20 protein-coding genes and 1 other annotated feature are annotated in these 20,353 nt (G+C 40.8%); of the genes, 6 read left to right on the forward strand and 14 right to left on the reverse strand.

Annotated features, from left to right (window positions below):
* Positions 1–22 precede the first annotated feature (22 nt).
* From JOC74_RS18605 to sppA, 6 genes are all read right to left on the reverse strand, one after another.
* Positions 23–1,024, reverse strand: coding sequence for a class I SAM-dependent methyltransferase (locus tag JOC74_RS18605; RefSeq protein ID WP_053603799.1), 1,002 nt, complete (start codon positions 1,022–1,024; stop codon positions 23–25).
* Positions 1,025–1,130: 106 nt separating this feature from the next.
* Complete coding sequence (gene tpx, locus JOC74_RS18610; protein WP_053603800.1) at positions 1,131–1,634, reverse strand: thiol peroxidase; 504 nt, start codon at positions 1,632–1,634, stop codon at positions 1,131–1,133.
* Positions 1,635–1,751: 117 nt separating this feature from the next.
* Positions 1,752–2,201 (reverse strand): GerW family sporulation protein, encoded by a 450-nt coding sequence (ytfJ, locus tag JOC74_RS18615; protein WP_053603801.1) that lies wholly within the window; start codon positions 2,199–2,201, stop codon positions 1,752–1,754.
* A 37-nt stretch (positions 2,202–2,238) separates the two neighbouring features.
* Positions 2,239–2,760, reverse strand: coding sequence for a DUF2953 domain-containing protein (locus JOC74_RS18620; protein ID WP_211086251.1), 522 nt, complete (start codon positions 2,758–2,760; stop codon positions 2,239–2,241).
* A 216-nt stretch (positions 2,761–2,976) separates the two neighbouring features.
* The gene (locus JOC74_RS18625) at positions 2,977–3,489 is read right to left on the reverse strand and encodes an RDD family protein (protein ID WP_053603803.1); all 513 of its coding nucleotides are present in this window, start codon (positions 3,487–3,489) and stop codon (positions 2,977–2,979) included.
* A gap of 12 nt (positions 3,490–3,501) precedes the next feature.
* Positions 3,502–4,506 (reverse strand): signal peptide peptidase SppA, encoded by a 1,005-nt coding sequence (gene sppA / locus JOC74_RS18630; RefSeq protein WP_053603804.1) that lies wholly within the window; start codon positions 4,504–4,506, stop codon positions 3,502–3,504.
* Positions 4,507–4,664: 158 nt separating this feature from the next.
* Between sppA and JOC74_RS18635 the strand changes: the two genes are divergently transcribed.
* On the forward strand, positions 4,665–5,465 hold the full coding sequence (locus JOC74_RS18635; RefSeq protein WP_053603805.1) for an NAD kinase: 801 nt from the start codon (positions 4,665–4,667) through the stop codon (positions 5,463–5,465).
* Positions 5,466–5,486: 21 nt separating this feature from the next.
* Here JOC74_RS18635 and JOC74_RS18640 read toward each other — a convergent pair whose 3' ends face one another.
* The 5 genes from JOC74_RS18640 to ezrA all read right to left on the reverse strand — a co-directional run bounded on the left by JOC74_RS18640 (position 5,487) and on the right by ezrA (position 11,768).
* Complete coding sequence (locus tag JOC74_RS18640; protein ID WP_053603806.1) at positions 5,487–7,085, reverse strand: amidohydrolase; 1,599 nt, start codon at positions 7,083–7,085, stop codon at positions 5,487–5,489.
* 134 nt (positions 7,086–7,219) lie between these two features.
* Entirely contained in the window at positions 7,220–7,426 is a 207-nt protein-coding gene (locus JOC74_RS18645) for an alpha/beta-type small acid-soluble spore protein (RefSeq protein ID WP_053603807.1), read from the reverse strand.
* A 101-nt stretch (positions 7,427–7,527) separates the two neighbouring features.
* The gene (gene thiI, locus JOC74_RS18650) at positions 7,528–8,733 is read right to left on the reverse strand and encodes a tRNA uracil 4-sulfurtransferase ThiI (protein ID WP_053606072.1); all 1,206 of its coding nucleotides are present in this window, start codon (positions 8,731–8,733) and stop codon (positions 7,528–7,530) included.
* A 5-nt stretch (positions 8,734–8,738) separates the two neighbouring features.
* On the reverse strand, positions 8,739–9,884 hold the full coding sequence (locus tag JOC74_RS18655; protein WP_053603808.1) for a cysteine desulfurase family protein: 1,146 nt from the start codon (positions 9,882–9,884) through the stop codon (positions 8,739–8,741).
* A gap of 183 nt (positions 9,885–10,067) precedes the next feature.
* Complete coding sequence (ezrA, locus tag JOC74_RS18660; protein WP_053603809.1) at positions 10,068–11,768, reverse strand: septation ring formation regulator EzrA; 1,701 nt, start codon at positions 11,766–11,768, stop codon at positions 10,068–10,070.
* A gap of 182 nt (positions 11,769–11,950) precedes the next feature.
* Between ezrA and hisJ the strand changes: the two genes are divergently transcribed.
* Positions 11,951–12,763, forward strand: a complete 813-nt coding sequence (gene hisJ, locus JOC74_RS18665) for a histidinol-phosphatase HisJ (RefSeq protein ID WP_053603810.1) — start codon at positions 11,951–11,953, stop codon at positions 12,761–12,763.
* On the opposite strand, the gene refZ is transcribed toward hisJ, so the two are convergent.
* Positions 12,753–13,388 (reverse strand): forespore capture DNA-binding protein RefZ, encoded by a 636-nt coding sequence (gene refZ / locus JOC74_RS18670; RefSeq protein ID WP_098945304.1) that lies wholly within the window; start codon positions 13,386–13,388, stop codon positions 12,753–12,755. The genes hisJ and refZ overlap by 11 nt on opposite strands.
* Positions 13,389–13,528: 140 nt before the next feature.
* On the opposite strand from refZ, the gene msrC reads away from it, so the two are divergent.
* Positions 13,529–14,008 carry a free L-methionine (R)-S-oxide reductase MsrC gene (gene msrC / locus JOC74_RS18675; RefSeq protein WP_053606073.1) on the forward strand — a complete coding sequence of 160 codons (480 nt, stop codon included), beginning with the start codon at positions 13,529–13,531 and terminating at the stop codon, positions 14,006–14,008.
* Positions 14,009–14,049: 41 nt separating this feature from the next.
* Here the strand turns inward: msrC and JOC74_RS18680 are convergent, their stop codons facing one another.
* Positions 14,050–15,783, reverse strand: a complete 1,734-nt coding sequence (locus JOC74_RS18680; RefSeq protein WP_053603812.1) for a sensor domain-containing diguanylate cyclase — start codon at positions 15,781–15,783, stop codon at positions 14,050–14,052.
* Positions 15,784–16,091: 308 nt separating this feature from the next.
* On the opposite strand from JOC74_RS18680, the gene rpsD reads away from it, so the two are divergent.
* Positions 16,092–16,694, forward strand: a complete 603-nt coding sequence (gene rpsD, locus JOC74_RS18685; RefSeq protein ID WP_053606074.1) for a 30S ribosomal protein S4 — start codon at positions 16,092–16,094, stop codon at positions 16,692–16,694.
* Positions 16,695–16,853: 159 nt separating this feature from the next.
* Here the strand turns inward: rpsD and tyrS are convergent, their stop codons facing one another.
* Complete coding sequence (gene tyrS / locus JOC74_RS18690) at positions 16,854–18,122, reverse strand: tyrosine--tRNA ligase (RefSeq protein ID WP_053603813.1); 1,269 nt, start codon at positions 18,120–18,122, stop codon at positions 16,854–16,856.
* A 61-nt stretch (positions 18,123–18,183) separates the two neighbouring features.
* Positions 18,184–18,415: a binding site (T-box leader), on the reverse strand.
* Positions 18,416–18,666: 251 nt separating this feature from the next.
* Between tyrS and JOC74_RS18695 the strand changes: the two genes are divergently transcribed.
* A complete protein-coding gene (locus JOC74_RS18695; RefSeq protein WP_082363953.1) occupies positions 18,667–19,365 on the forward strand; it encodes an ABC transporter permease in 699 nt (232 codons plus the stop codon).
* A 14-nt stretch (positions 19,366–19,379) separates the two neighbouring features.
* A complete protein-coding gene (locus JOC74_RS18700) occupies positions 19,380–20,348 on the forward strand; it encodes an ABC transporter ATP-binding protein (RefSeq protein ID WP_053603814.1) in 969 nt (322 codons plus the stop codon).
* The last annotated feature ends 5 nt before the right edge of the window (positions 20,349–20,353 follow it).

Here is a 20,353-nt window from a genome sequence, read left to right on the forward strand (position 1 = left end):
CCTTAAAAAACAAGACAGAACTTCACCGTTCTGTCTTGTGGTCTGTATTTTCCTTAATCCATCGTTCCAATTGATTCATTATACGTACCATGCCATTTTTATCAGAGAATGAAGGAAGATCGGCAGCCAAAATTTGCTTGGGCGCTGTAATGTTATCTCCTTTTTTCCGTAATACAAGTATGCTTTTTCCGAAGGATTCGTTTTTAAAAATAGAAGAAGGGAGTTTTAATATGGCATAAATATAAGCTTCTTCTGTTAAAAACGAGGTGAGCTTTTTGCTTTCCGGTCCGACGAACAGCTGATTTGGAATAACAAAAAACAAATGGCCTCCCGGTTTTGTATATCTAAGGCTCTGTTCAATAAATAAGTAATGTGAGAAGGAATGACCTTCATCTGCCTTAAGTTGATAACTCTTTGCGGCTTCGTCATTTGGATAATAACCAACCGGCAGATCACTGATGATCGTATCCACTTGCTCGGCAAAAACGAGCTGTAGGCTGTCTTGATTAAAAAAGCTGACTTCTTTCTTTTGCATATCGGCTTGTATAAAAGCAAGTTGTATTAAAATATCATCTATGTCTGCCCCATATATTTTGCCCAACTTGCCGGACATATGATTCAAAACGGTAAATAAAAGATTTCCCGTTCCAACCGCAGGATCCATTATACTGACCGGCTCTGTCCCTTGATTGAATTTATTAAATAAATAACTAATAAACAAACCAATCGTATCAGGTGTCATTTGCCGGTTTGGATGGTAATTTTTCATACTTTTTAACAAAGACAGCTGAAGAGCTTTTCGAACCGTTTCTGCCTCAAGCTCATCAATATCATCATATTTCTGTAATAGCTCTTTTATCTTCTCGGCTTTCTCCTCTGATAGGTCCAGGTGCAGGGATTTTTCCAGGAATACTTCACCTGCTTCTGCAAGAGCTTCCAGATAGGATACCTGCAAATCTTCTGAAATAAATTCGGCAGCTGAATCCATAAAATCGTACAATCGTTCAATATTATTTCTTTGCATTGCTTACTCTCCTTAACCTCCATCGTTCCCGCCAGAGGTGAGCTTTATCCATTGTTCATCATAGCGAAAAAAAAAGCCCCGGTCAAAACCGAAGCTTTTCGTGCCCTTATTTTACAGCTGATTTAGCTGCCTCTATTGCTTTTTCATAGTCAGGATGATTCGTTGCTTCACTAACGTATTCTGTGTAAACAACTTTCCCGTTCTCATCCAGAACAAAAACGGCACGGGCGAGCAACCTCAATTCCTTAATATAGACACCGAACGCTTCACCGAAAGACATCTCACGATGATCAGACAGTGTTTCCACGTTTTCAATGCCGTTAGCTCCGCACCAGCGCTTTTGCGCAAATGGTAAATCTGCACTTATTGTATATACATTCACCGGCCCTAAATTTACTGCTTCTTCATTAAATTTGCGAGTTTGCGCATCGCATACGCCTGTATCCAATGATGGAACTACCGATAAAACAGCAGCTTTTCCTTTAATTTGTGAAAGTGTTACCTCTTCCAAAGAATTAGACAATACTGTAAAATCAGGTGCCTGATCCCCTACCTTTACTTCTTCACCTATTAGCGTTACAGGATTCCCTTTAAATGTAATTTCAGCCAATTCAATACCCTCCTTCAATATGTATAGTTCTACTATAAAAGAGATTAGGCCATTCTGCAAAGCAATATGATTATAGTTATTCAGGCAAAAAGCCAACTGCATATGCAATCGGCTTCTTTACAATTGAATATCTTCTTGAAGATTTTTATCTCTTCTATGATCTTTTTCGTTCTTTTTAAACATGTCTTGGATCCGCTCAATCGCTTGCGGCGCGGATTCAACCAGTTTTTCAAGCAAATGGGTATTTTCATCCAAATGAAGCATTCTGACCCCTGTCGATCCTACAATTAAAAAGGCGATCGGTGTGATTGATACCCCGCCTCCGCTGCCGCCTCCGAATGGAAGCTTATGCTCTTTTCTTTCTCCATCAGCAGATTTTGATTGGAGGTTTGCGGCGTTGAATTCACTGCCGCCTGCTGCAAAACCAAACCCCACTTTGGATACAGTTAAGATTACACTGCCATCCGGAGTTTCTACAGGGTCACCTATAATCGTATTGACATCAATCATTTCTTTTAAGTTTTCCATTGCCGTTTTCATTAAGCCTTGGATCGGATGATCTGCCATTTTCTTTCCTCCTTACACAGCCTGAGATGGTTTTTTTCTAGCTTTTAGATTCTAAAGGCTGAGGCTTATTGACAAGCGTTCGCTTGCTCCCTCGCCAATATGTAAGTAATCGAATCGCTGCACCCATAGCATGTCCCATCCGGAAAGATAATATACACGTCAGATTCGTTTTTGACTCAGCGTGAAAAAAGGAAGGAATCACTTCAATTTCAGGCCTGATTTTCAATTTTAAATTCTGATCCAGCAAAGCAATACACGAACCTTTGATGGCCCACGCGCTCCCGCATATGATTCCTGTTAATGCAGCATCATTTATTCCGATTACAGATTTCCATCGGAATTCAGTTACATGAACATGCTTTAAAAATCGTCTGACTATTTTTTGCAAGTGAACGACCCGCTTTTTTATTTCATTAAGTTGTTCGAAGTAATTTTGCATATCTTCACTGCCGACTTTTCCTTTGCTTTCTTTCTTTCCGACATTGGATTCTGATTTTACATCAATCGTTTGATCCTCTTTATTCACCTTTATCGAAGGGAATTCTTTTTTGATTTTCACCAATCCCCCCAGAAGCCTGATGACAATCGTGAGTCTGTCATCATCTTTGTCATGCTTATATCTTATAGTTATTGAAATTTTCATAACAAATAACAGGGCAACAAGAATTAATCCAAAAGCTAAAAAAAACATAGGAGAAGCTTTCACATCCTTTCAACAAAGCATTATCGCCAAATGGAAATAAAATAAACCTGGCTCTAAAAAGCCAGGTTCCGTTCATTGTTTTTTATAAAGTTTTTCGTGAATGACCGTTGTATCAGCAAAAAAATCATGAATACCCTGTTTCTTCGGCGTCACTCCGACAACGATATATAAAAAAGCGAAGTTATGAATGTATCTCCCGATTACTTCTCTGAATAACAGAGAGCTCCACGTCAGCTCTTTTTCCTTACCTATTGAAATAACCTTAAGGCCAAACACCATTTTTCCGAGCGTTTGATGAAAAAAGAAGGTCATCAGGAAAAAATACAGCAAAAACAATATGGAGATAGAAACAGTATATGGCGATATTGTGAAAAGCCCGACCTTCTTTTCAAGATTCAATAAGGTAAAGAGCGGCTCTACTGTTAAATTCGTAATGCCCCAAACAACTATGCCATCAAGCAAATACGCCCAAAACCTGATCCAAAAGCCAGCATAGGCATGCTCTGTTTCAAAGTTCCGCGTATCATGGGCTGTCTCATGTGAAGCTTCTTTGACTGGATTTCCATCATCGAATGTTGAGTCCATCTTTCTCCCTCCTTATTTAGAATACAAGTACATGGCCCGAGGAGAATTCCCCTGTGACAGCAGTCCTGTTAAATTTAAAAATTCTGCTTCCTTGCCAAACACTTTACTTGCACTCATCGAGAGTAACGACTGCCAGCTGGCATTTTCTTCATACCCAACGACCGATGCACCCTTTAGATTTTTATTATCTTTTTTCATTGCGGCAATTGCATCTTCGTAGTATCCAAGCTCATCAACTAAATTTAAGTCCTTCGCTTGACGTCCGTCATAAATGCGGCCGTCTGCGATTTTTTTCACCTGATCTTCAGGCAAATTCCGTCCGTTCTCGATTACGTCAACAAAACCTTCATACGCATTATTAACAATTTTTTGAAGAATCTCTCGGTCGCCTTTAGTCATATCTTTTGAAGGTGACATAATATCCTTATATTCGCCGCTTTTTACGGTATCAAATTTAATTCCGAACCTGTCGGCAAGCTCTGCATAATTCGTTCCTTGCATAATCACTCCGAGAGAACCTGTCATCGTATCTGGAGCGGCAAAAATTTTATCCGCAGACGTTGAAATATAATATCCTCCGGAAGCCGCCATTGTGCCCATTGACACGTATATCGGTTTTTTCGTCTCCGCTTTGATTTCCTCTAATTTTTTATGTAATTCTGCACTTTCGACCACTCCGCCTCCAGGTGAATTTACCCTAAGGAGAATTCCTTTAATAGAGCTGTCTTCCTTTGCCTGATCAAGCATCTTTAGAAACCCTCTATGATTATAGCCTGATGAATCAAGGAGTCCGCCGCCGTCACTGCCGGTGTCTTGAATCGTTCCGTTCACCTCAAGAACAGCTATTTTACTGTCCACTGCCCCTTCCTCAATTACGTTTTCCGTGTACTCATTTCCTAAATCAGCTGCTAAATCACTGCTTGAAAATTCAAATATCGCCATAAATAAGCTCATCATTGCGGAAATCAAAAACACTCCTAATGCAATGGCTAAAGCAATCCAACGTTTTGCATTCATTCTAAGTCTCCTCCTCTTCCTTTCTATACGTACTGCAAATGTAAAGGTTTCAATCTTTCAATCGTACATACAATCATGATAAACTTAAACAAAGGGTATTTTATCATATTAAGGGATTATGGGAAAATATTATTCATTTTACAAAATGGAGGAGACGTATGGATCAGCGACGAAATGTATTTTTCTTTCACAGTAAAGACGAAACAACGATAAGACAAGTAGATAAGTTGCAATCTCTAGCAGTGGAGCATGGGTTTAAGCTCGTGGACAATTACGAAGACGCTAATATTATTGCTAGTATAGGGGGAGACGGGGCGTTTTTGCAGGCTGTCAGAAAGACCGGATTCAGAGATGACTGTCTGTATTTTGGCATCTCCCAGAAAAAACAACCCTATTTGTACTGCGATTTTCAAATCGATGAAACGGATAAAATGATTGAAGCAATGCGGAATGATCAAATCTCCGTAAGGAAGTATCCCGTCATAGATATAACGATTGACGACACAAACCGATTTCATTGTTTAAATGAGATTTCGATCCGTTCCGGGATTATAAAAGCCTTCGTCATTGATTTGTTCATTGATGATTTGCATTTTGAAACCTTTAGAGGAGACGGATTGATTATTTCAACGCCTACCGGAAGCAGCGGCTATAATAAATCGGTCCATGGGGCACTTGTAGATCCGCAAATGGCATGTATGCAGGTAACGGAGCTTGCTTCATTAAATAATAATACATACAGAACACTTGGTTCGCCATTTGTTCTTAGCAGCCAGCGAAAACTGCGTCTCGAAGTAGTTCAGGACGGCAATACCCACCCGGTTATCGGCCTGGATAATGAAGCGTTAAGCATCAAGCATGTGAAACAATTCGATATCGGCATTAACGGTAAGACAGTCAAAACAGTGAAGCTTAAAGATAATTCTTTCTGGCAAAAAGTGAAAAGAACATTTCTCTAGATTTGAAAAAGCAGGCGACCGTTATGAGGCGCCTGCTTTTTTACGACGATAAACAATTTCCCCGGCAATGACCGTTTGTTGCACTGTGGCCAGATGAAGATACTCTTTTTCCATTTGAAAAAGATCTTTATCTAATATAGTAAAATCGGCATCATATCCTTTTTTTATCATACCGCGCTTATTTTCTTTATAAATGATCGCGGCACTCCCTTTCGTATACAAGCTGACTGCTTCAAAAACCGATAAGCATTCGCCTTCATTATAAACCGTTTCGTCGCCTGGCTGGCTGCTTTTGCGAAGAACGGCCGACTGAATGCCGAGGATCGGGCTGACTGGTTCAATCGGTGCATCTGATCCCCCGGCACAAGGTATCCCTGCTTTCAGAAGAGTTTTCCAGACAAATGAGCGACGCACACGTTCCTCACCTAACCGGTCAATCGCCCAAGGAAAGTCACTGGCAAGAAAATGGGGCTGCAAATCAAGACATACAGGAAGCTTTGCTGCTTTTTTGACAAGCTCACTATTCACGACCTGGGCATGAATGATTCTGTCATGCCGTCCTTTGTGCGGAGGGAGTTTTTCTAAAACAGAAAGCACCTTTTCAAACGCAAGGTCGCCTATGGCATGCACAGCTACTTCCATATGATGCTGTCTCGCTTTTTCAACAAGCTCATAAAGCTCCTTTTCCTTATGAATTTCCACTCCATTCGTATCCGGATCATCATGATACGGCACCTTTAACAGCGCTGTTCTCCCCCCTAAGGCTCCATCTGCAAAAAGCTTCATAGCACCATATTCGATATACGGGCTTTCTTTTTTATCCAACTGAAGCCATTCGTCCAATGCCAGATGATGGACAAGCAAATGGGCGCGAAACAGCAGGCCTTCATTTGCGATCACTTCCTGGTAGGCGTTCATCGGATTAGCCGCTAGACCGTAGTAAGAAAGATCCTCACTATGTCCGCCAGTTAGTCCTTTTTCATAGCAATCCTGTATTGCTGATCGAAGAGCACGATTTAAATAGGCAGAGTCAACAGTCGGCAGTACTTGATAAACCAATTCTTGAGCCTTATCATGCAAAAGGCCGGCAGGGTTGCCGTTTTCATTCCTTACGATTACTCCGCCTTCCGGATCCGGGGTCTGTTTTGTAATTCCAGCCGCATGTAACGCTTTTGAATTGACAACGATTGCGTGCCGGCAAATCCGTTTCAGCAGGACAGGCCGATCAGGAAAAAACTCGTCCAAATCTTCCTTCGTTAAATATGAAGGATCAGAAAAACGATTTTCATTCCAGCCTTCCCCTATTAACCAGTCATTCCCGCTTACATCCGTCTCAGCAAGTCGAATTTTTTTTATGATTTCCTCCTTGGATGTACACATTGATAAATCAAGCCGAATGAGTTTTTCTCCATGGCCGATCAAGTGAAGATGGCTATCCACGAAGCCCGGAAACATCGTTGCTCCCTTTAAATGCTGCTCTTTTGCATCTATGTATTTTTCTTTCATAGCCTGATAACTGCCCGTATCCAAAATTTGTCCATCTTCGACAACAACAGAGTCGACGGTGTGCCCTTCCTTTTCCATTGTATAGATGGTTCCCCCATACCATAAAGACTTCAAAACCGATCACTTCTCTTTCTTTTCGACCATTTTACTCCATCTTATCATAGAAAAACAGGCATACGAACGCTTCTCTCTGAGAAATACAAAAAGAGTGGGGAAACCCCCACCCATCAGCCATTCTAATTAATTTTTTATTGAGGTGTAGAACCACCAAGTTGTTGTTGAGCTAAAGAAACCAAACGTTTCGTGATTTCTCCTCCAACTGAACCGTTAGCGCGGGAAGTTGTTTCAGCACCAAGGTTAACACCAAATTCAGTAGCGATTTCATACTTCATTTGGTCGATAGCTTGACTAGCACCTGGAACTACTAATTGATTACTGGATCTATTTTGAGCCATGTGTCTCACCTCCTTGTGAGTATAGAATGTGTAATAACACATGGCTTCATTCACAGAACGGCTGGTAATTGTTTGTAATTCCTATATTCTCATTTTCCGCTTTAAAAAAGACCGGCAAATGCTTTATTTACATCTTCAACATGATGAATCACGATTGTTTCTGCTTCGGCGGCAGCCTCTCTCATAAGCTCGTCAAAGTCGACAAAGCTTTCAAAATGCTCCACCTTTTCTTTTTTTGGCCGTGTCTTCGGTGCAGAAGGCGTAAATATCGTACAACAGTCTTCGTACGGACGTATGCTGATATCATAGGTGCCTACCAGCCTAGCTTCTTCAATAATTTCATTTTTATCTGTACCAATTAACGGACGAAGGATAGGCGTCGACGTCACTGCATTGATTGCATACATGCTCTCTAGGGTTTGGCTTGCCACTTGACCCAGGCTTTCCCCGGTAATTATTGCAAGTCCTCCTTGCTTTTCCCGGATCATATCTGTAATTTGCAGCATCATTCTTCTTGTCGCAGTCATCGTATAGTTTTCCGGAATTTGTTTTTGAATCCGCTCTTGGATTTTAGTGAATGGGACAATATGCAGGGCAATCGATCCTGCAAAAGCAGATAGCTCTTGAGTCAAATCCATTACTTTTTGCTTTGCTCGTTCACTTGTGTAAGGAGGACTGAAAAAATGCACGGCCTCGATGCCAATTCCTCTCTTCATTGCTTTGTAGCCTGCGACCGGACTATCGAATCCGCCGGAAAGCATCAGCATTGCCTTGCCTCCGCTGCCGACCGGAAGGCCGCCTGCGCCCATTTCATCCTTAAACGTTAAGTAGGTCTCTTTTTCTCTGATTTCGATTCGCAGATGAATATCAGGTTTTTTCACATTCACAGTTATTCCCTCAACATTTTTTAAAATATGAGCGCCGATTTCGGCGTTCATTTCATTCGAATCAAGCTCGAATTGCTTATTGGCTCTCTTCGTTGAAATTTTAAAGGTTTTTCCCGCAGTGTAGGTTTCCTGAATCGAAAGCAAAGCTTTTTTCTTTATTTCTTCCAAATCATTTTTGCAAGTAATTGCTAAGCTGAATGATTGAATGCCAAACACCTTTTTTAATTGGCGTGATATAGCTTCAGGGTTTTCATTATTTAATTGAAGCAGCATCCGGTCTCTATTGGAAGAATAAGAAATATTACCGAAATTCCTGAGAGCAAGTTTTACATTTTTCTTCAGATGCTCGATAAATTTTTTTCGGTTTTTTCCTTTCGTTGAAATTTCGCCATATCGAATTAAAATCGTATCTCCCAGCATCGTTCTCACCTCGTTAATTCTCTTAAATGCCCTATGGCTTCTTTTAGTGTAGTTATCACTTCAGGGACCATTTCCTTTGTCTGCCCGAAACTCATGCTTATTCTTATACTTCCGGAAGCTTCCTTCTCGGTTTTGCCCATTGCAAGAAGCACCCGGCTCGGCTTATGCAGGCTGGATGAGCAAGCAGATGTCGTTGAAACGTAAACGTTTTTGCTTTCAAGCATATGAAGCAGAACCTCTGCTTTCACCCCGGGTACAGAAAAATTAATAATATGCGGAGCACTTTTCTCAAGCGGGGTATTTAGCTCGACACCAGGAATAGCAGACAGCTCTTTTAAAAATAAGCCTTTCGCTTCCTTCATGGTTTGATCATTACCTGCAAAATTCTGAAAGGACAGTCTCAGCGCTTTCGCCAATGAAACAGCTCCTGCCACGTTTTGAGTTCCCGAACGAAGGCCTTCTTCCTGCCCGCCTCCTGAGAGTAACGGATAAAGCTTTACGCCTTTTTTGACAAGCAGAGCGCCTGTCCCTTTTAAGCCATGAAATTTATGACCTGAAACCGTACTTAAATCGATATTTGCTTTATCAAACGATAACGGAACTTTGCTAACTCCTTGTACATAATCAACATGGAAGCAGACATTCGGATAACCTTTGATGACCTTCCCAACTGCTTCTATAGGCTGAATGGCACCCGTTTCATTATTAACATGCATAATGGAGACTAAAATGGTGTCATCTCTCATCGCGTTTTCGAGCTCAGAAACGGATATTCTGCCTTCATGATTAACGGGCAGAAAGGTCACATCAAACCCAAAGTCATCTCGCAGCTGCTCAAGTGGTTCCATTACAGAAGGATGCTCAATTGCCGTGGAAATAATATGTTTCCCTTTCTTCATCCGTGAGAATGCAAGCCCTTTTATGGCAAGATTATTTCCTTCCGTTCCACCAGAAGTAAAAAAGACGTTATAGTCTTGAATTTGCAAAATTTCGATGATCTGATCCCTCGCTGTTTGCAGCAATCGTTCAGACTCAGTTCCCATTGCATGCAAGGAGGATGGATTTCCGAAAAATTTTCGGCTGACTTGTCCATACACATCAATAACTTCTTCATAGGGGATAGTCGTTGCACTATTGTCTAAATATAACATTTTTATCACCTTTCATTCTTACCCAGTGTACGTGATCCATGCCATTAATAAAAGTGAAACATTCTTAGAGAAGGAGAAAGGGATGAAGATTGGCATGTTTCACCCTATCATTTCCATAGCGGCAAAAAAAAATTACACCCTTACAGGCCTGTTCGGCCTCTGGGGTGCAATTTCCTTATTAGTTTATTGGGACAGCTGTTCTTTTTCGTAATACTCAATTCTTCTCGTTGATCCTGGAGACACTTTTTCAACAGCTGTTACGGCAATATCGTAAGCCGATTCATAATCAAACGAATGAAATTTTCTTTCTGCCTCATTCAATTGCTCTGAAAGGATCTCGTTGCTGCTTCTAAACCGGTTGCCATATTGGATAATTCTTTCAATAAAAAAAACCCGTTCGACTAATTCATCGGTTTGTTCTTTCACTTGAAAAACCAATTGCTCCGCTTCAAGCAAGCTCTCATTTACAGCAGCCATATTCAATGGAAGGCCGTTAAGTTTTTCGTGAACCTCCTTCACCCGTATACTTGCTTTCTCAAGAAGGGTTTTAAGTGATTCCGGTACTCCGGGAACATTGCTCGTTTTTAGTTTTCTGCTCGTTTCCGAAATGGAATGCTTTAAATGGAGGATTGATTCTCTTGCCTGCAGCTCTTCCTTCCTCAGGTCCTGAAGCATTTTCCGGTATTCATCGTGTTCCCTTTTTGCTTCATTCATTTGGTTTTCTAGATCCCCGATTTCTTCTTTTAATAAGGAAAAAGCCACGTGCTTATGGTCAAATTTGTTTTTTAACACTTCAAATTGTTTTGAAAGCTGCTCCATTCGTTGATCAAAGGCATCTGCCTTTAGCATTTCATCTCGGCTGAGCTGGTAGCTTTCCTTCACAAGCTCAGTTTCTTCGGTTGTTTGTATTTTATCTTTTTTCAGCTGTTCAAATGCGTCTGTCAGCTCCGGCATTTTGGTTAATATCTCTCTGCCATTATCAACCTCAAGCTCAAGGTGATCATAAAGGCTTTGCACTGCTTCATTGATCACCTGAAGCAGTTCTTCTGCTTCATCCAGCTTAACGTCATGAATCAGTACCTGCTCAGCACGGCCCAGCTCTTTTTGAAGGGCCTCAATCTCTCTGTCTACTTGTAAGTGTTCGAGATTGTACCCTTGATCTGTCATTTCCTTAAATCCATCCATTAGGCTGTTTAACTGATTCGGCAAGGTTTGTTTGACTTCCGCCAGCAATTTGGGGATAACATCCATATTCGCCTGAAGCCGTTCAAGCTCTTTTACTTCAGCCTGGAGAATCTCTCTTGCTGCCATATAGTTCCCGTTCTCTGTTTCATTATCGAATTGAGCGAATCCTTCATTAATCCCTTGAAGATCAGACTCTAATTTCGAGTACAAATCACCGTATAAATGGCTGTAGGCTAGAAGATTTTTTCTTGCCTTTTTGTAAGTTTCTTTTGCATTTTCAATTTCACTGCGGTTCTTTTGTTCGCTCGAAACAAGATCGTTAATTTCTCTTAAAATATCTTCTATATTCGATTCCGCGGCAATCAGCAAATCATCGATATGGGCAAGAACCTGATTCGATTTTTTAAAACGGTACTTGTCCGCATACTCCTCCGCTTCATACAAAAGCTCCTCAACCTTTGGCATATGGCTGGTTACAATTTCATCCCATTCTTTTCTCCAGCGCTCAAAAAATTCTTCTGTTTGCCCGGTCATGTTCAGATGCTTAATTTTTTGCATTTCTTCCGTTATAGAGCGATTTAGTATCTGTATTTTCGCTCCCTCAAGCCGATCAATTTCATTATAAATTTTTCTTCTGAAAAAATAGCTGATCGCAAAAATAATTAGCAGCGCGACCAACAAGACAATGACTAACTCCATAATGAGCCCCCTTGTTGTATAAACTTGTTATGTCAGGGTATAGTTTCTATGTAAATTGAGTGTATGTAAATATTTTATCTATCGTTTTCATTGTTAATATGATACCATGTAACCAACATTTTTTGACCTAAATTTCAAAATTTTTTACAGCAATACGACAGAATTAGACTCGAGGTGCCAAAATGATAAAACAAGACGGACATATTCACACTCCTTTTTGCCCTCATGGCTCGAGCGACCCGCTAAAAGCATACATTGAGGAAGCGATCAATCAAGGATTCGGATCGATTACTTTTACCGAGCACGCTCCCCTTCCGGAAGGGTTTAATGACCCTGTCCCCCAAAAAGACAGCGCCATGCCTTTGTCCCAGATGGAGTTGTATTTAAAACAGGTTAGCGAAGCCAAACAAGAATACAAACAACAAATCGAGATTAAGGTTGGGCTCGAGGTTGATTATATTAACGGGTTCGAACAGGATATCACATCATTTCTGGACACCTATGGCCCACAGATCGATGACAGCATCCTTTCCGTGCATTTTCTGCCTGCAAATGGTGACTTTCTTTGTATGGATTACGATGACTCGACTTTCGGCGAATTGATATCGATCTACGGAACAATTGAAAATGTGTATGAAGCGTATTACAAACAGGTTTATTCTTCCATTATAACACCACTGGGACGATATAAGCCAACCCGAATAGGCCATATCGCCCTCGTGAAAAAATATGTGGAGCGTTTTCCTTACATAATGTCAGAACGGATACGGAACCTGGTTTTATTGTGCTTGGATGAAATTTCGGCTTCCGGAATGGAGCTTGACTTTAACACGTCAGGTCTGAGGAAAAAATTAGCTAAGACCATTTATCTTGAAGAATGGATGATTGAGGCGGCTCTACAAAAAAAAATCCCGCTTATTTTTGGGTCGGATGCCCATCAAGCAAGCGATATCGGGTATAGCTACCATCGATTTTCGGAATCGGTTATCGGATAGCAGAGAAACCTGCTGTCTCGTTTTTGTGTTCAAGCATACTGGTCAGCCAAATTTTGACCTCTTTAAAATAAGCCTTATAAAAGTATTCTTCATGCGGCTGCAAATGCAATACCTCTGAAATGTATTGGGGCTGCAAATAAGGCATTGTGAGAAGCGACTTTAATTGAATCATAAAATGCGGGACAGGCAGTCCAATAAATTCTTTTTTTCGTTTTCCTTCTTCTATAATCGTTTGGAGAATGTATTTCTCTTTTGTTAAGTACGTAGTCATAATTTCACGATTGAGGGTACTGTCAATCGTCACTTCCCGATAAACAAAGCGTGTTAATTGACGGTGGTTATGCTGATAAGATAGAATGTCAAAGATCAAACTCAGCAAACATTCCTTTGCGCTTATATAATGTACTTTGTCGTAGCCTTTTTCAACAATTCGAATATAATCTTCGTAAAACTGGGAAACAAGAAATTCCAACAGTCCGCCTTTTCCTTTAAAGTAATACGAAATATGGGCAACGTTGACATTGGCTTCTTTAGCGATTTCTCGCACGGAAGTTCCCGAAAACCCCTTCTGGTTAAACAGCAGAATGGCAGCATCAACAATTTTATCTTTCGTCGTAGGTAAAATATCTGATTTCATTTCTTGATCACCCTCCTTACTAAAAAAACATTCAATATTTTTTTCATAGTTCCTGTGAAAAAATATCGACATTATTGGCGCTATACAGCCGTTTGATGTCATCTTGTAGAAGAAAGTGAGTGAAACAAGTGTTTCATGTCGAAAAATACGAAGGTAATTTAGAAGAAAAATACAACATGGTGATTAAACAGCTCGAGGCACTGCTTGAGGGCGAGCCAGACCTTATCGCAAACTTGGCAAACGCCTCTGCATTGCTTTATCAATTTCTTGGCGATGTAAACTGGGCTGGTTTTTACTTGGCAAAAGACGGAGAACTTGTTTTGGGACCGTTTCAAGGTCTTCCGGCATGCGTCAGAATTCCCTTTACTAAAGGGGTATGCGGGAGTGCCTATTCAAATAATAGGATCGAAAGAATAGATGATGTCCACGCTTTTCCGGGCCATATCGCCTGCGATGCAGCGTCGCAATCCGAAATCGTTCTGCCCATTTTGAAAAACGGTGAAATCATCGGCGTATTAGATATTGACAGCCCGATAAAAAGCCGCTTTACTGAAACGGACGAACACTATTTACAAGCATTTGTGCAAAAGCTGGAAGCATTCATTTAATAAGAAAAGGCATGGACTAGAAATTGTTTCATTTCTTTAGTTCATGCCTTTTCTTCATATTGATCAAAAACGACCATCTTGTTCTTTCCATTCCGTTTTGCGGTATAGAGAGCTTCATCAGCTTGTTGGAACAGGGTTTGCAGCGGCTTCATTAACTCCTCTGACCAATAGGAAACACCTACTGATATCGTGACCGCAGGATTTGTGCTTTTTCTTACTGCTTGAATTAACCGCTTTGCTACCTTTATTCCAGTCGGCAATTCAGCATGCGGAAGATAGATAGCAAGCTCTTCACCGCCCCACCTTGCCCCTACATCATGGTCGCGAATATTTTCATGAATCACACCTGCAACCTGAATCAGAATATTGTCACCCGTTTGATGGCCGTAAGTATCATTGATCTTTTTAAAATTGTCAATGTCGATCAAAATAAACGTGCCGCTATTATCGTATTTCATGCTGTAGTTGATTTTCTCCTCAAGATAGCTTCTGGAGTAAAGTTCCGTCAACTTGTCCGTTTTTACAAGGTATTCAAGCTTATCTCTCAACATCGAATTTGTTACCGCTAACGTGGAGTGATGAATTAACGATTGAAAAAGCTTGAACATATCAAATGTAAATGCGTAGACCTGCCTCTTCAAGGCGATTGCGTAGCCCCGGAATTTGGAATTCTCGATCATCGGGACACTCATCATAGAACCGTAGCCATTTTTACCGAACACAGCCTTGCCATTTCCAACAAAGACTCCGTTATGTTCTTCTGAAAGCTTATTGCTGACAAATTGGACATACGGTTGAGCCGCTTTTGTCTGAAAGAAAAATGAGCTTCCCGGCAAGCCTTTTGTTTCGCCCAGATGATCAATATAAAAAAAACCCACCTCATCTGCATCAAAATAATCAATCATCCGTTTGCTAAGGTCTTTCATTGTTTCGGATAATCGTAATGTCTTATTCAATTGATGTGATGTTTCATTAATCAGGCGTAAATTTTTTATTATGGTTTGAGATTGCTCATACAAACGTGCATTTTCAAATGCTTTACCCGCCGCTTCAGTTACTATTAAAATAGAGGATATCATTTCATCCGCGAATGCAGTGCCATTCCCCGTATTGACATAAAGTACTCCGTAGATCCCCTGCAGCCCTTTAATCGGCAAGTAAGCGGACGATTGATCTTCATACTTTATTTCCCCCGACAGGTAAGCATCTAGTGCAACTGAGTTTGTCTCATCGTCTTCAAAGCTAAGCACTCTCGCAGGGATTTTTATGTTTTGATCCTGATCGTGTGAAATCAACAATAAAAAAGAAAGATCCGGAAAAATATGCTTTAGTTTTTCTACGAGCGCCTTCAGCACATCTTCCTTCTGCATAAGAGAGTGAAACAATTCGGTTAGCACAAACATTTGCTTTTGACGGTTATTTTCCTTGTTCGTTTTTTCATGGTGATAGCAATTGTTTAAAAAGCTCTCAATTAATGAGAGAAGACCAGATGGAATTGTTTCCCCGTCATCTGTACGCAGTGAAAAACAGCCATTCGATTCTTTAAGCTGTCCAGCCAGCTGTTGTGCTGAAAGCTGGTTATTTTCCACATCTGCTCGTTGCAAATCATTAGAAGACTCTGATAATATCATCGGTAATGGCGAGTATATTGTTTTCAATGCTACTGCAAGCCAATGAAAAGCTTCTTCATAAGTTTGATCATCCGGCCGTTTTAATAGGAAATCCAGCATGCGCTGCTTTAGAGCAGCTGTTTTTTCATTTAGTTGCTTGTTCATTGTCTATACCACCTGAAATCGTCCAATAATGATTGATTCTCTCGTTCATTCTACAGTAACTATATCACAAAATGTAACTATCAAAGTGGTTGACTTACGCATTTATAAATTATATAATCGAATTTGTGTGAAATATTGCAGCCTTTTTGTTCGGCATCGATGTGGCATGTTGTTCCTTATCGATTTCGTAAGGTGTATCTTGTAACTCTCTGCTGCTGGAGCGAGGATACATGAAAACATCATGTGCATGGTTGATTGTAACAAACGGTTTTTATTTTCCACAAAATAAAACCAAAGGAGGAGTCATTATGGCTCGTTATACAGGTCCTAGCTGGAAAATTTCCCGCCGTTTGGGAATTTCTCTTAGCGGAACAGGAAAAGAATTAGAAAAACGCCCTTATGCTCCAGGTCCCCACGGTCCCGGACAGCGTAAAAAATTATCAGAATATGGATTGCAATTGCAAGAGAAGCAAAAGCTTCGCCATATGTATGGTGTGAATGAACGTCAATTCCGCACTTTATTTGATAAAGCCGGCAAAATGGCTGGTAAGCACGGGGAAAACTTCATGATTCTTTTGGATCAACGTTTAGATAACATCGTTTATCGATTAGGTTTGGCACGTACTCGCCGCCAAGCACGCCAATTGGTAAACCATGGCCATGTGCTTGTTGACGGAAGCCGCGTTGATATCCCGTCTTACCAAGTAAAACCGGGACAAACAATCAGCCTTCGTGAAAAATCACAAAATCTAACTGCTGTTAGAGAAGCGCTTGAAGTAAGCAATTTCGTACCAGAATATGTTTCTTTTGACGCTGAAAAGCTTGAAGGCACACTTACTCGCCTTCCAGAGCGTTCAGAGCTTGCACCTGAAATCAATGAAGCTTTGATCGTTGAGTTCTACTCACGTTAAGCTTTTGATCACATGAACAAAACCCTAGAAGTTGAGCATCTCAACATTCTAGGGTTTTTATTTTCATTTACTGCCTTATAAACTATTCTTTTCGTATCAACTTTATAAGTAAAAAACCACCACCTTTTACAAAACTAAAAAAGGTGGTGGTTTTTTCGTTTATTTATAAATAACCAGAAAATATTTCTTTTTCCCGCGGCGCAGGACGGTAAATTTATTTTCAATTTTATCCTCTTCAGAAAGAACATATCCGACTTCAGTTTGTTTTTCGCCATTAATAGAAACGGCACCGTTAGAAATGTCCTCTCTCGCCTGGCGCTTGGACGGGGAAAGCTTTGATTCAACCAATATGTCTACGAGTGACTGTCCTTCTTCAGATGCATCGCGTTCAAGTGACGGCACTCCTTTGAAGCCCTGCTCTATTTCCTCTGCGGAAAGTTTTTTAATATCTCCGGCAAAAAGGGCATTGGAAATACGGATCGCTTGATTTAAAGCTTCTTCTCCATGAACCAAAGTGGTTACTTCTTCAGCCAGCTTTTTTTGCGCCTCTCTTTTTTCCGGCGCTTCTTCTACGCTTTTTTCAAGTTCTTCAATTTCTTCATGAGAAAGGAAGCTGAAGTATTTCAAGTATTTGACGACGTCACGGTCATCGGTGTTAATCCAGAATTGGTAAAATTCATATGGCGACGTTTTTTCTTTGTCGAGCCAGATGGCATGACCTTCTGTTTTTCCAAACTTCGTTCCATCTGCTTTTGTCACAAGTGGCATCGTCAAGCCGAACGCCTTGGCATTTTCTTCAGATTTTCTAATTAATTCAAGACCGGCTGTTATATTACCCCACTGATCGCTGCCGCCGATTTGCAGCTTACAACTGTTGTTTCTGTACAAATTTAAAAAATCGAGGGATTGCAAAATCATGTAGCTGAATTCAGTGTACGAGATTCCCGTTTCAATTCTTGAAGATACGGTATCCTTCGCCAGCATGTAGTTTATCCCGAAGTTTTTACCAACATCCCTTAAAAAGCTGATGACACTCATATTGCCGATCCAGTCAAAATTATTGACAACAGCAGCCGGATTTTCTTCATGTTCAAAATCTAAAAACCGAGAAAGCTGGCCTTTAATTTTATCCGACCACTCCAGGACAATATCCTCACTGTTTAGTGTTCGCTCCGCTTTTTTCCCGCTCGGATCTCCAATAAGCCCCGTCGCTCCGCCTACGAGCGCAATCGGTTGATGGCCTGCAAGCTGAAAGCGGCGGAGAGTCAAGATCGGCAGCAGGTGGCCGATATGAAGGCTGTCCCCTGTAGGATCAAAACCGGAATACAAACTCACTTTTTCATCCTGGAGCAATTTATTTAATCCTTCTTCATCGGTAAGCTGCTGAATTAACCCTCGTTTCGATAAATCGTTCAACAAATCTGTCATCTTTAAACTCCTCCTATGATCTTTCCTTACTAACCACGCAAAAAAGCCCCTTCGTAAAATACGAAGGGACGATCATTTATCGCGGTACCACCCTACTGAAAAGAATGAATAGCCATTCTTAACACTCAATTACGATAACGGAATGCTTCCGTTCTTTTACTAATAAGGCATCGCCTGTTCGTCAAAGCGGTTCATGAGGGTAATTCAATTCATTTATATGCACTGATTTTCACCAACCATCAGCTCTCTTAAACAGGGATAATGAATTTACTTCTCTCAATCAAAACCTTTAACCATATTTAGCTAAACTCTTTTTACCACACATCCATCCTTTTTGTCAATTCCTCTATCTATTCCATATCTGTCTGATTTATTTGCATAGCTGTTGGTTAGGCGAACTTTACTTCTGTATATTCAGGTATCCTGCCATATCGTACCACAATAGCAATTTGTGACTAAAAAAATTGCATGTTAGAATACTACCCATTGTGGGTATATAGAAAGAGATACATCATGTAGATATTGATACTATCATTTATCCCATATGTTGTATCAAGCTGGTTCAATTACATACAGGAGGTGTTTAATCATTCAGGACTTTTTTAATTATTTTGCAGAAAATTATCAATTTATCTTAGGCTACACCTGGGAGCACATCCAATTAGTCGGTATTGCAATCGTTATTGCCATTCTCATTGGCGTCCCTCTAGGTATTTATTGTACCGTAAATAAATACTTAGCTTCTACAATTCTTCAAACCGCCTCAATTTTGATGACAATTCCGAGCATTGCTTTATTCGGTATTATGATTCCAGTGCTATCGATTATTAACGAAGGAATCGGTACTTTGCCCGCGGTAATTGCGCTCGTTTTGTATTCTCAGCTGCCAATTATCCGTAACACCTACACCGCTATTAACAATGTTGATCCTAATCTGCGTGACGCAGCAAAAGGAATAGGGTTAACAACTGCAGAGCGGTTATGGAAAGTGGAGCTCCCGAACGCGATGCCGCTTATTATGGCCGGTGTCAGAACGGCGACTGTACTTAATATTGGAGTTGGAGCTATCGCTACCCTTATTGGGGCAGGAGGATTAGGAGGAATTATCTACCAGGGTATTTTGCGCTCAGACAATACGCTAGTACTCGCTGGCGCCGTAGCAGTTTCGATCTTAGCATTAATCGCAGACCTTATTTTGCGGTGGATTCAAAACTTATTTACACCAAAAGGATTAAAAAACTAGTGTGAGGTGACTTTATGATTAGTTTTAATGATGTAACTAAAGTATACGGAGATACAACAGTAATTGAAAACATGAATTTCACAATAGAAGACGGACAATTTGTCATTATGCTCGGACCTTCTGGTTCAGGGAAAACAACGCTGTTACGCATGGTTAACCAATTAGAGTCAATTACAGACGGAGATATTTTAGTAAACGGAAAAAGCGTGAAGAAATCAAATAAGATTCAAATGCGCAGGAATATAGGCTATGTTATTCAAAGCAACGGACTTTTCCCAAATATGAATATCGAAGACAACGTGATGATCGTTCCAGGGCTTCTTGGCTGGGATCGAAAAAAGAAACGTGATCGCTTTAATATGCTTATGGATCTTGCCGGTTTAAGTCCGGATGAATACCGTCATCGGTACCCCCATGAACTCTCCGGCGGTCAGCAGCAGCGAATCGGTGTTGTAAGGGCACTTGCTGCAGACCCTCCTATCATGCTGATGGATGAACCATTCGGCGCACTCGATCCGATCATCCGCAACCATCTGCAGGACGAATTTTTACAAATTCAGCGGGAACTGAAGAAAACAATCCTTTTTGTCAGCCATGACGTCGACGAAGCGGTAAAAATGGCAGACAAAATTGCCTTGCTGAAAGACGGGAAAATGATGCAATACGACGAGCCAGTCAAAATGCTGAATAAACCAAAAAATTCATTTGTAGCGGATTTTGTCGGTCAGGACCGTGTTTTGAAAAGCATGAGCCTTTATTCCGTAAAAGATCTAGCCGACGCATTGACACTGAAGGCTCCGTTCGAATCTCCCGATGTAAAAAACATCAATGAGAACCTATCGCTTCGCGTTGCCATTTCCATGCTGCTAAATCAAGAGGCTGACCAGCTGATTGTGGAAGACGAACAAGGTGCGAACAAAGGCAGCTTAACGCTTGATCTGATTGAACTGTTTCTTCATCGTGAAGTGAAAGAAAGTGTGTAAAGGAG

It is taken from the genome of Bacillus capparidis, from assembly GCF_017832095.1.
Lineage (GTDB): Bacteria > Bacillota > Bacilli > Bacillales > Bacillaceae > Bacillus > Bacillus gobiensis.

What these genes read in the sequence shown, in the direction of transcription:
- JOC74_RS18605 (WP_053603799.1), bottom strand. Translation starts at nt 1,024, where the DNA reads ATGCAAAGAAATAATATTGAACGATTGTACGATTTTATGGATTCAGCT.
- ytfJ (WP_053603801.1), bottom strand. Translation starts at nt 2,201, where the DNA reads ATGGCAGATCATCCGATCCAAGGCTTAATGAAAACGGCAATGGAAAAC.
- JOC74_RS18625 (WP_053603803.1), bottom strand. Translation starts at nt 3,489, where the DNA reads ATGGACTCAACATTCGATGATGGAAATCCAGTCAAAGAAGCTTCACAT.
- sppA (WP_053603804.1), bottom strand. Translation starts at nt 4,506, where the DNA reads ATGAATGCAAAACGTTGGATTGCTTTAGCCATTGCATTAGGAGTGTTT.
- JOC74_RS18635 (WP_053603805.1), top strand. Translation starts at nt 4,665, where the DNA reads ATGGATCAGCGACGAAATGTATTTTTCTTTCACAGTAAAGACGAAACA.
- JOC74_RS18645 (WP_053603807.1), bottom strand. Translation starts at nt 7,426, where the DNA reads ATGGCTCAAAATAGATCCAGTAATCAATTAGTAGTTCCAGGTGCTAGT.
- thiI (WP_053606072.1), bottom strand. Translation starts at nt 8,733, where the DNA reads ATGCTGGGAGATACGATTTTAATTCGATATGGCGAAATTTCAACGAAA.
- JOC74_RS18655 (WP_053603808.1), bottom strand. Translation starts at nt 9,884, where the DNA reads ATGTTATATTTAGACAATAGTGCAACGACTATCCCCTATGAAGAAGTT.
- ezrA (WP_053603809.1), bottom strand. Translation starts at nt 11,768, where the DNA reads ATGGAGTTAGTCATTGTCTTGTTGGTCGCGCTGCTAATTATTTTTGCG.
- hisJ (WP_053603810.1), top strand. Translation starts at nt 11,951, where the DNA reads ATGATAAAACAAGACGGACATATTCACACTCCTTTTTGCCCTCATGGC.
- JOC74_RS18680 (WP_053603812.1), bottom strand. Translation starts at nt 15,783, where the DNA reads ATGAACAAGCAACTAAATGAAAAAACAGCTGCTCTAAAGCAGCGCATG.
- rpsD (WP_053606074.1), top strand. Translation starts at nt 16,092, where the DNA reads ATGGCTCGTTATACAGGTCCTAGCTGGAAAATTTCCCGCCGTTTGGGA.
- tyrS (WP_053603813.1), bottom strand. Translation starts at nt 18,122, where the DNA reads ATGACAGATTTGTTGAACGATTTATCGAAACGAGGGTTAATTCAGCAG.
- JOC74_RS18695 (WP_082363953.1), top strand. Translation starts at nt 18,667, where the DNA reads ATGTTGTATCAAGCTGGTTCAATTACATACAGGAGGTGTTTAATCATT.
- JOC74_RS18700 (WP_053603814.1), top strand. Translation starts at nt 19,380, where the DNA reads ATGATTAGTTTTAATGATGTAACTAAAGTATACGGAGATACAACAGTA.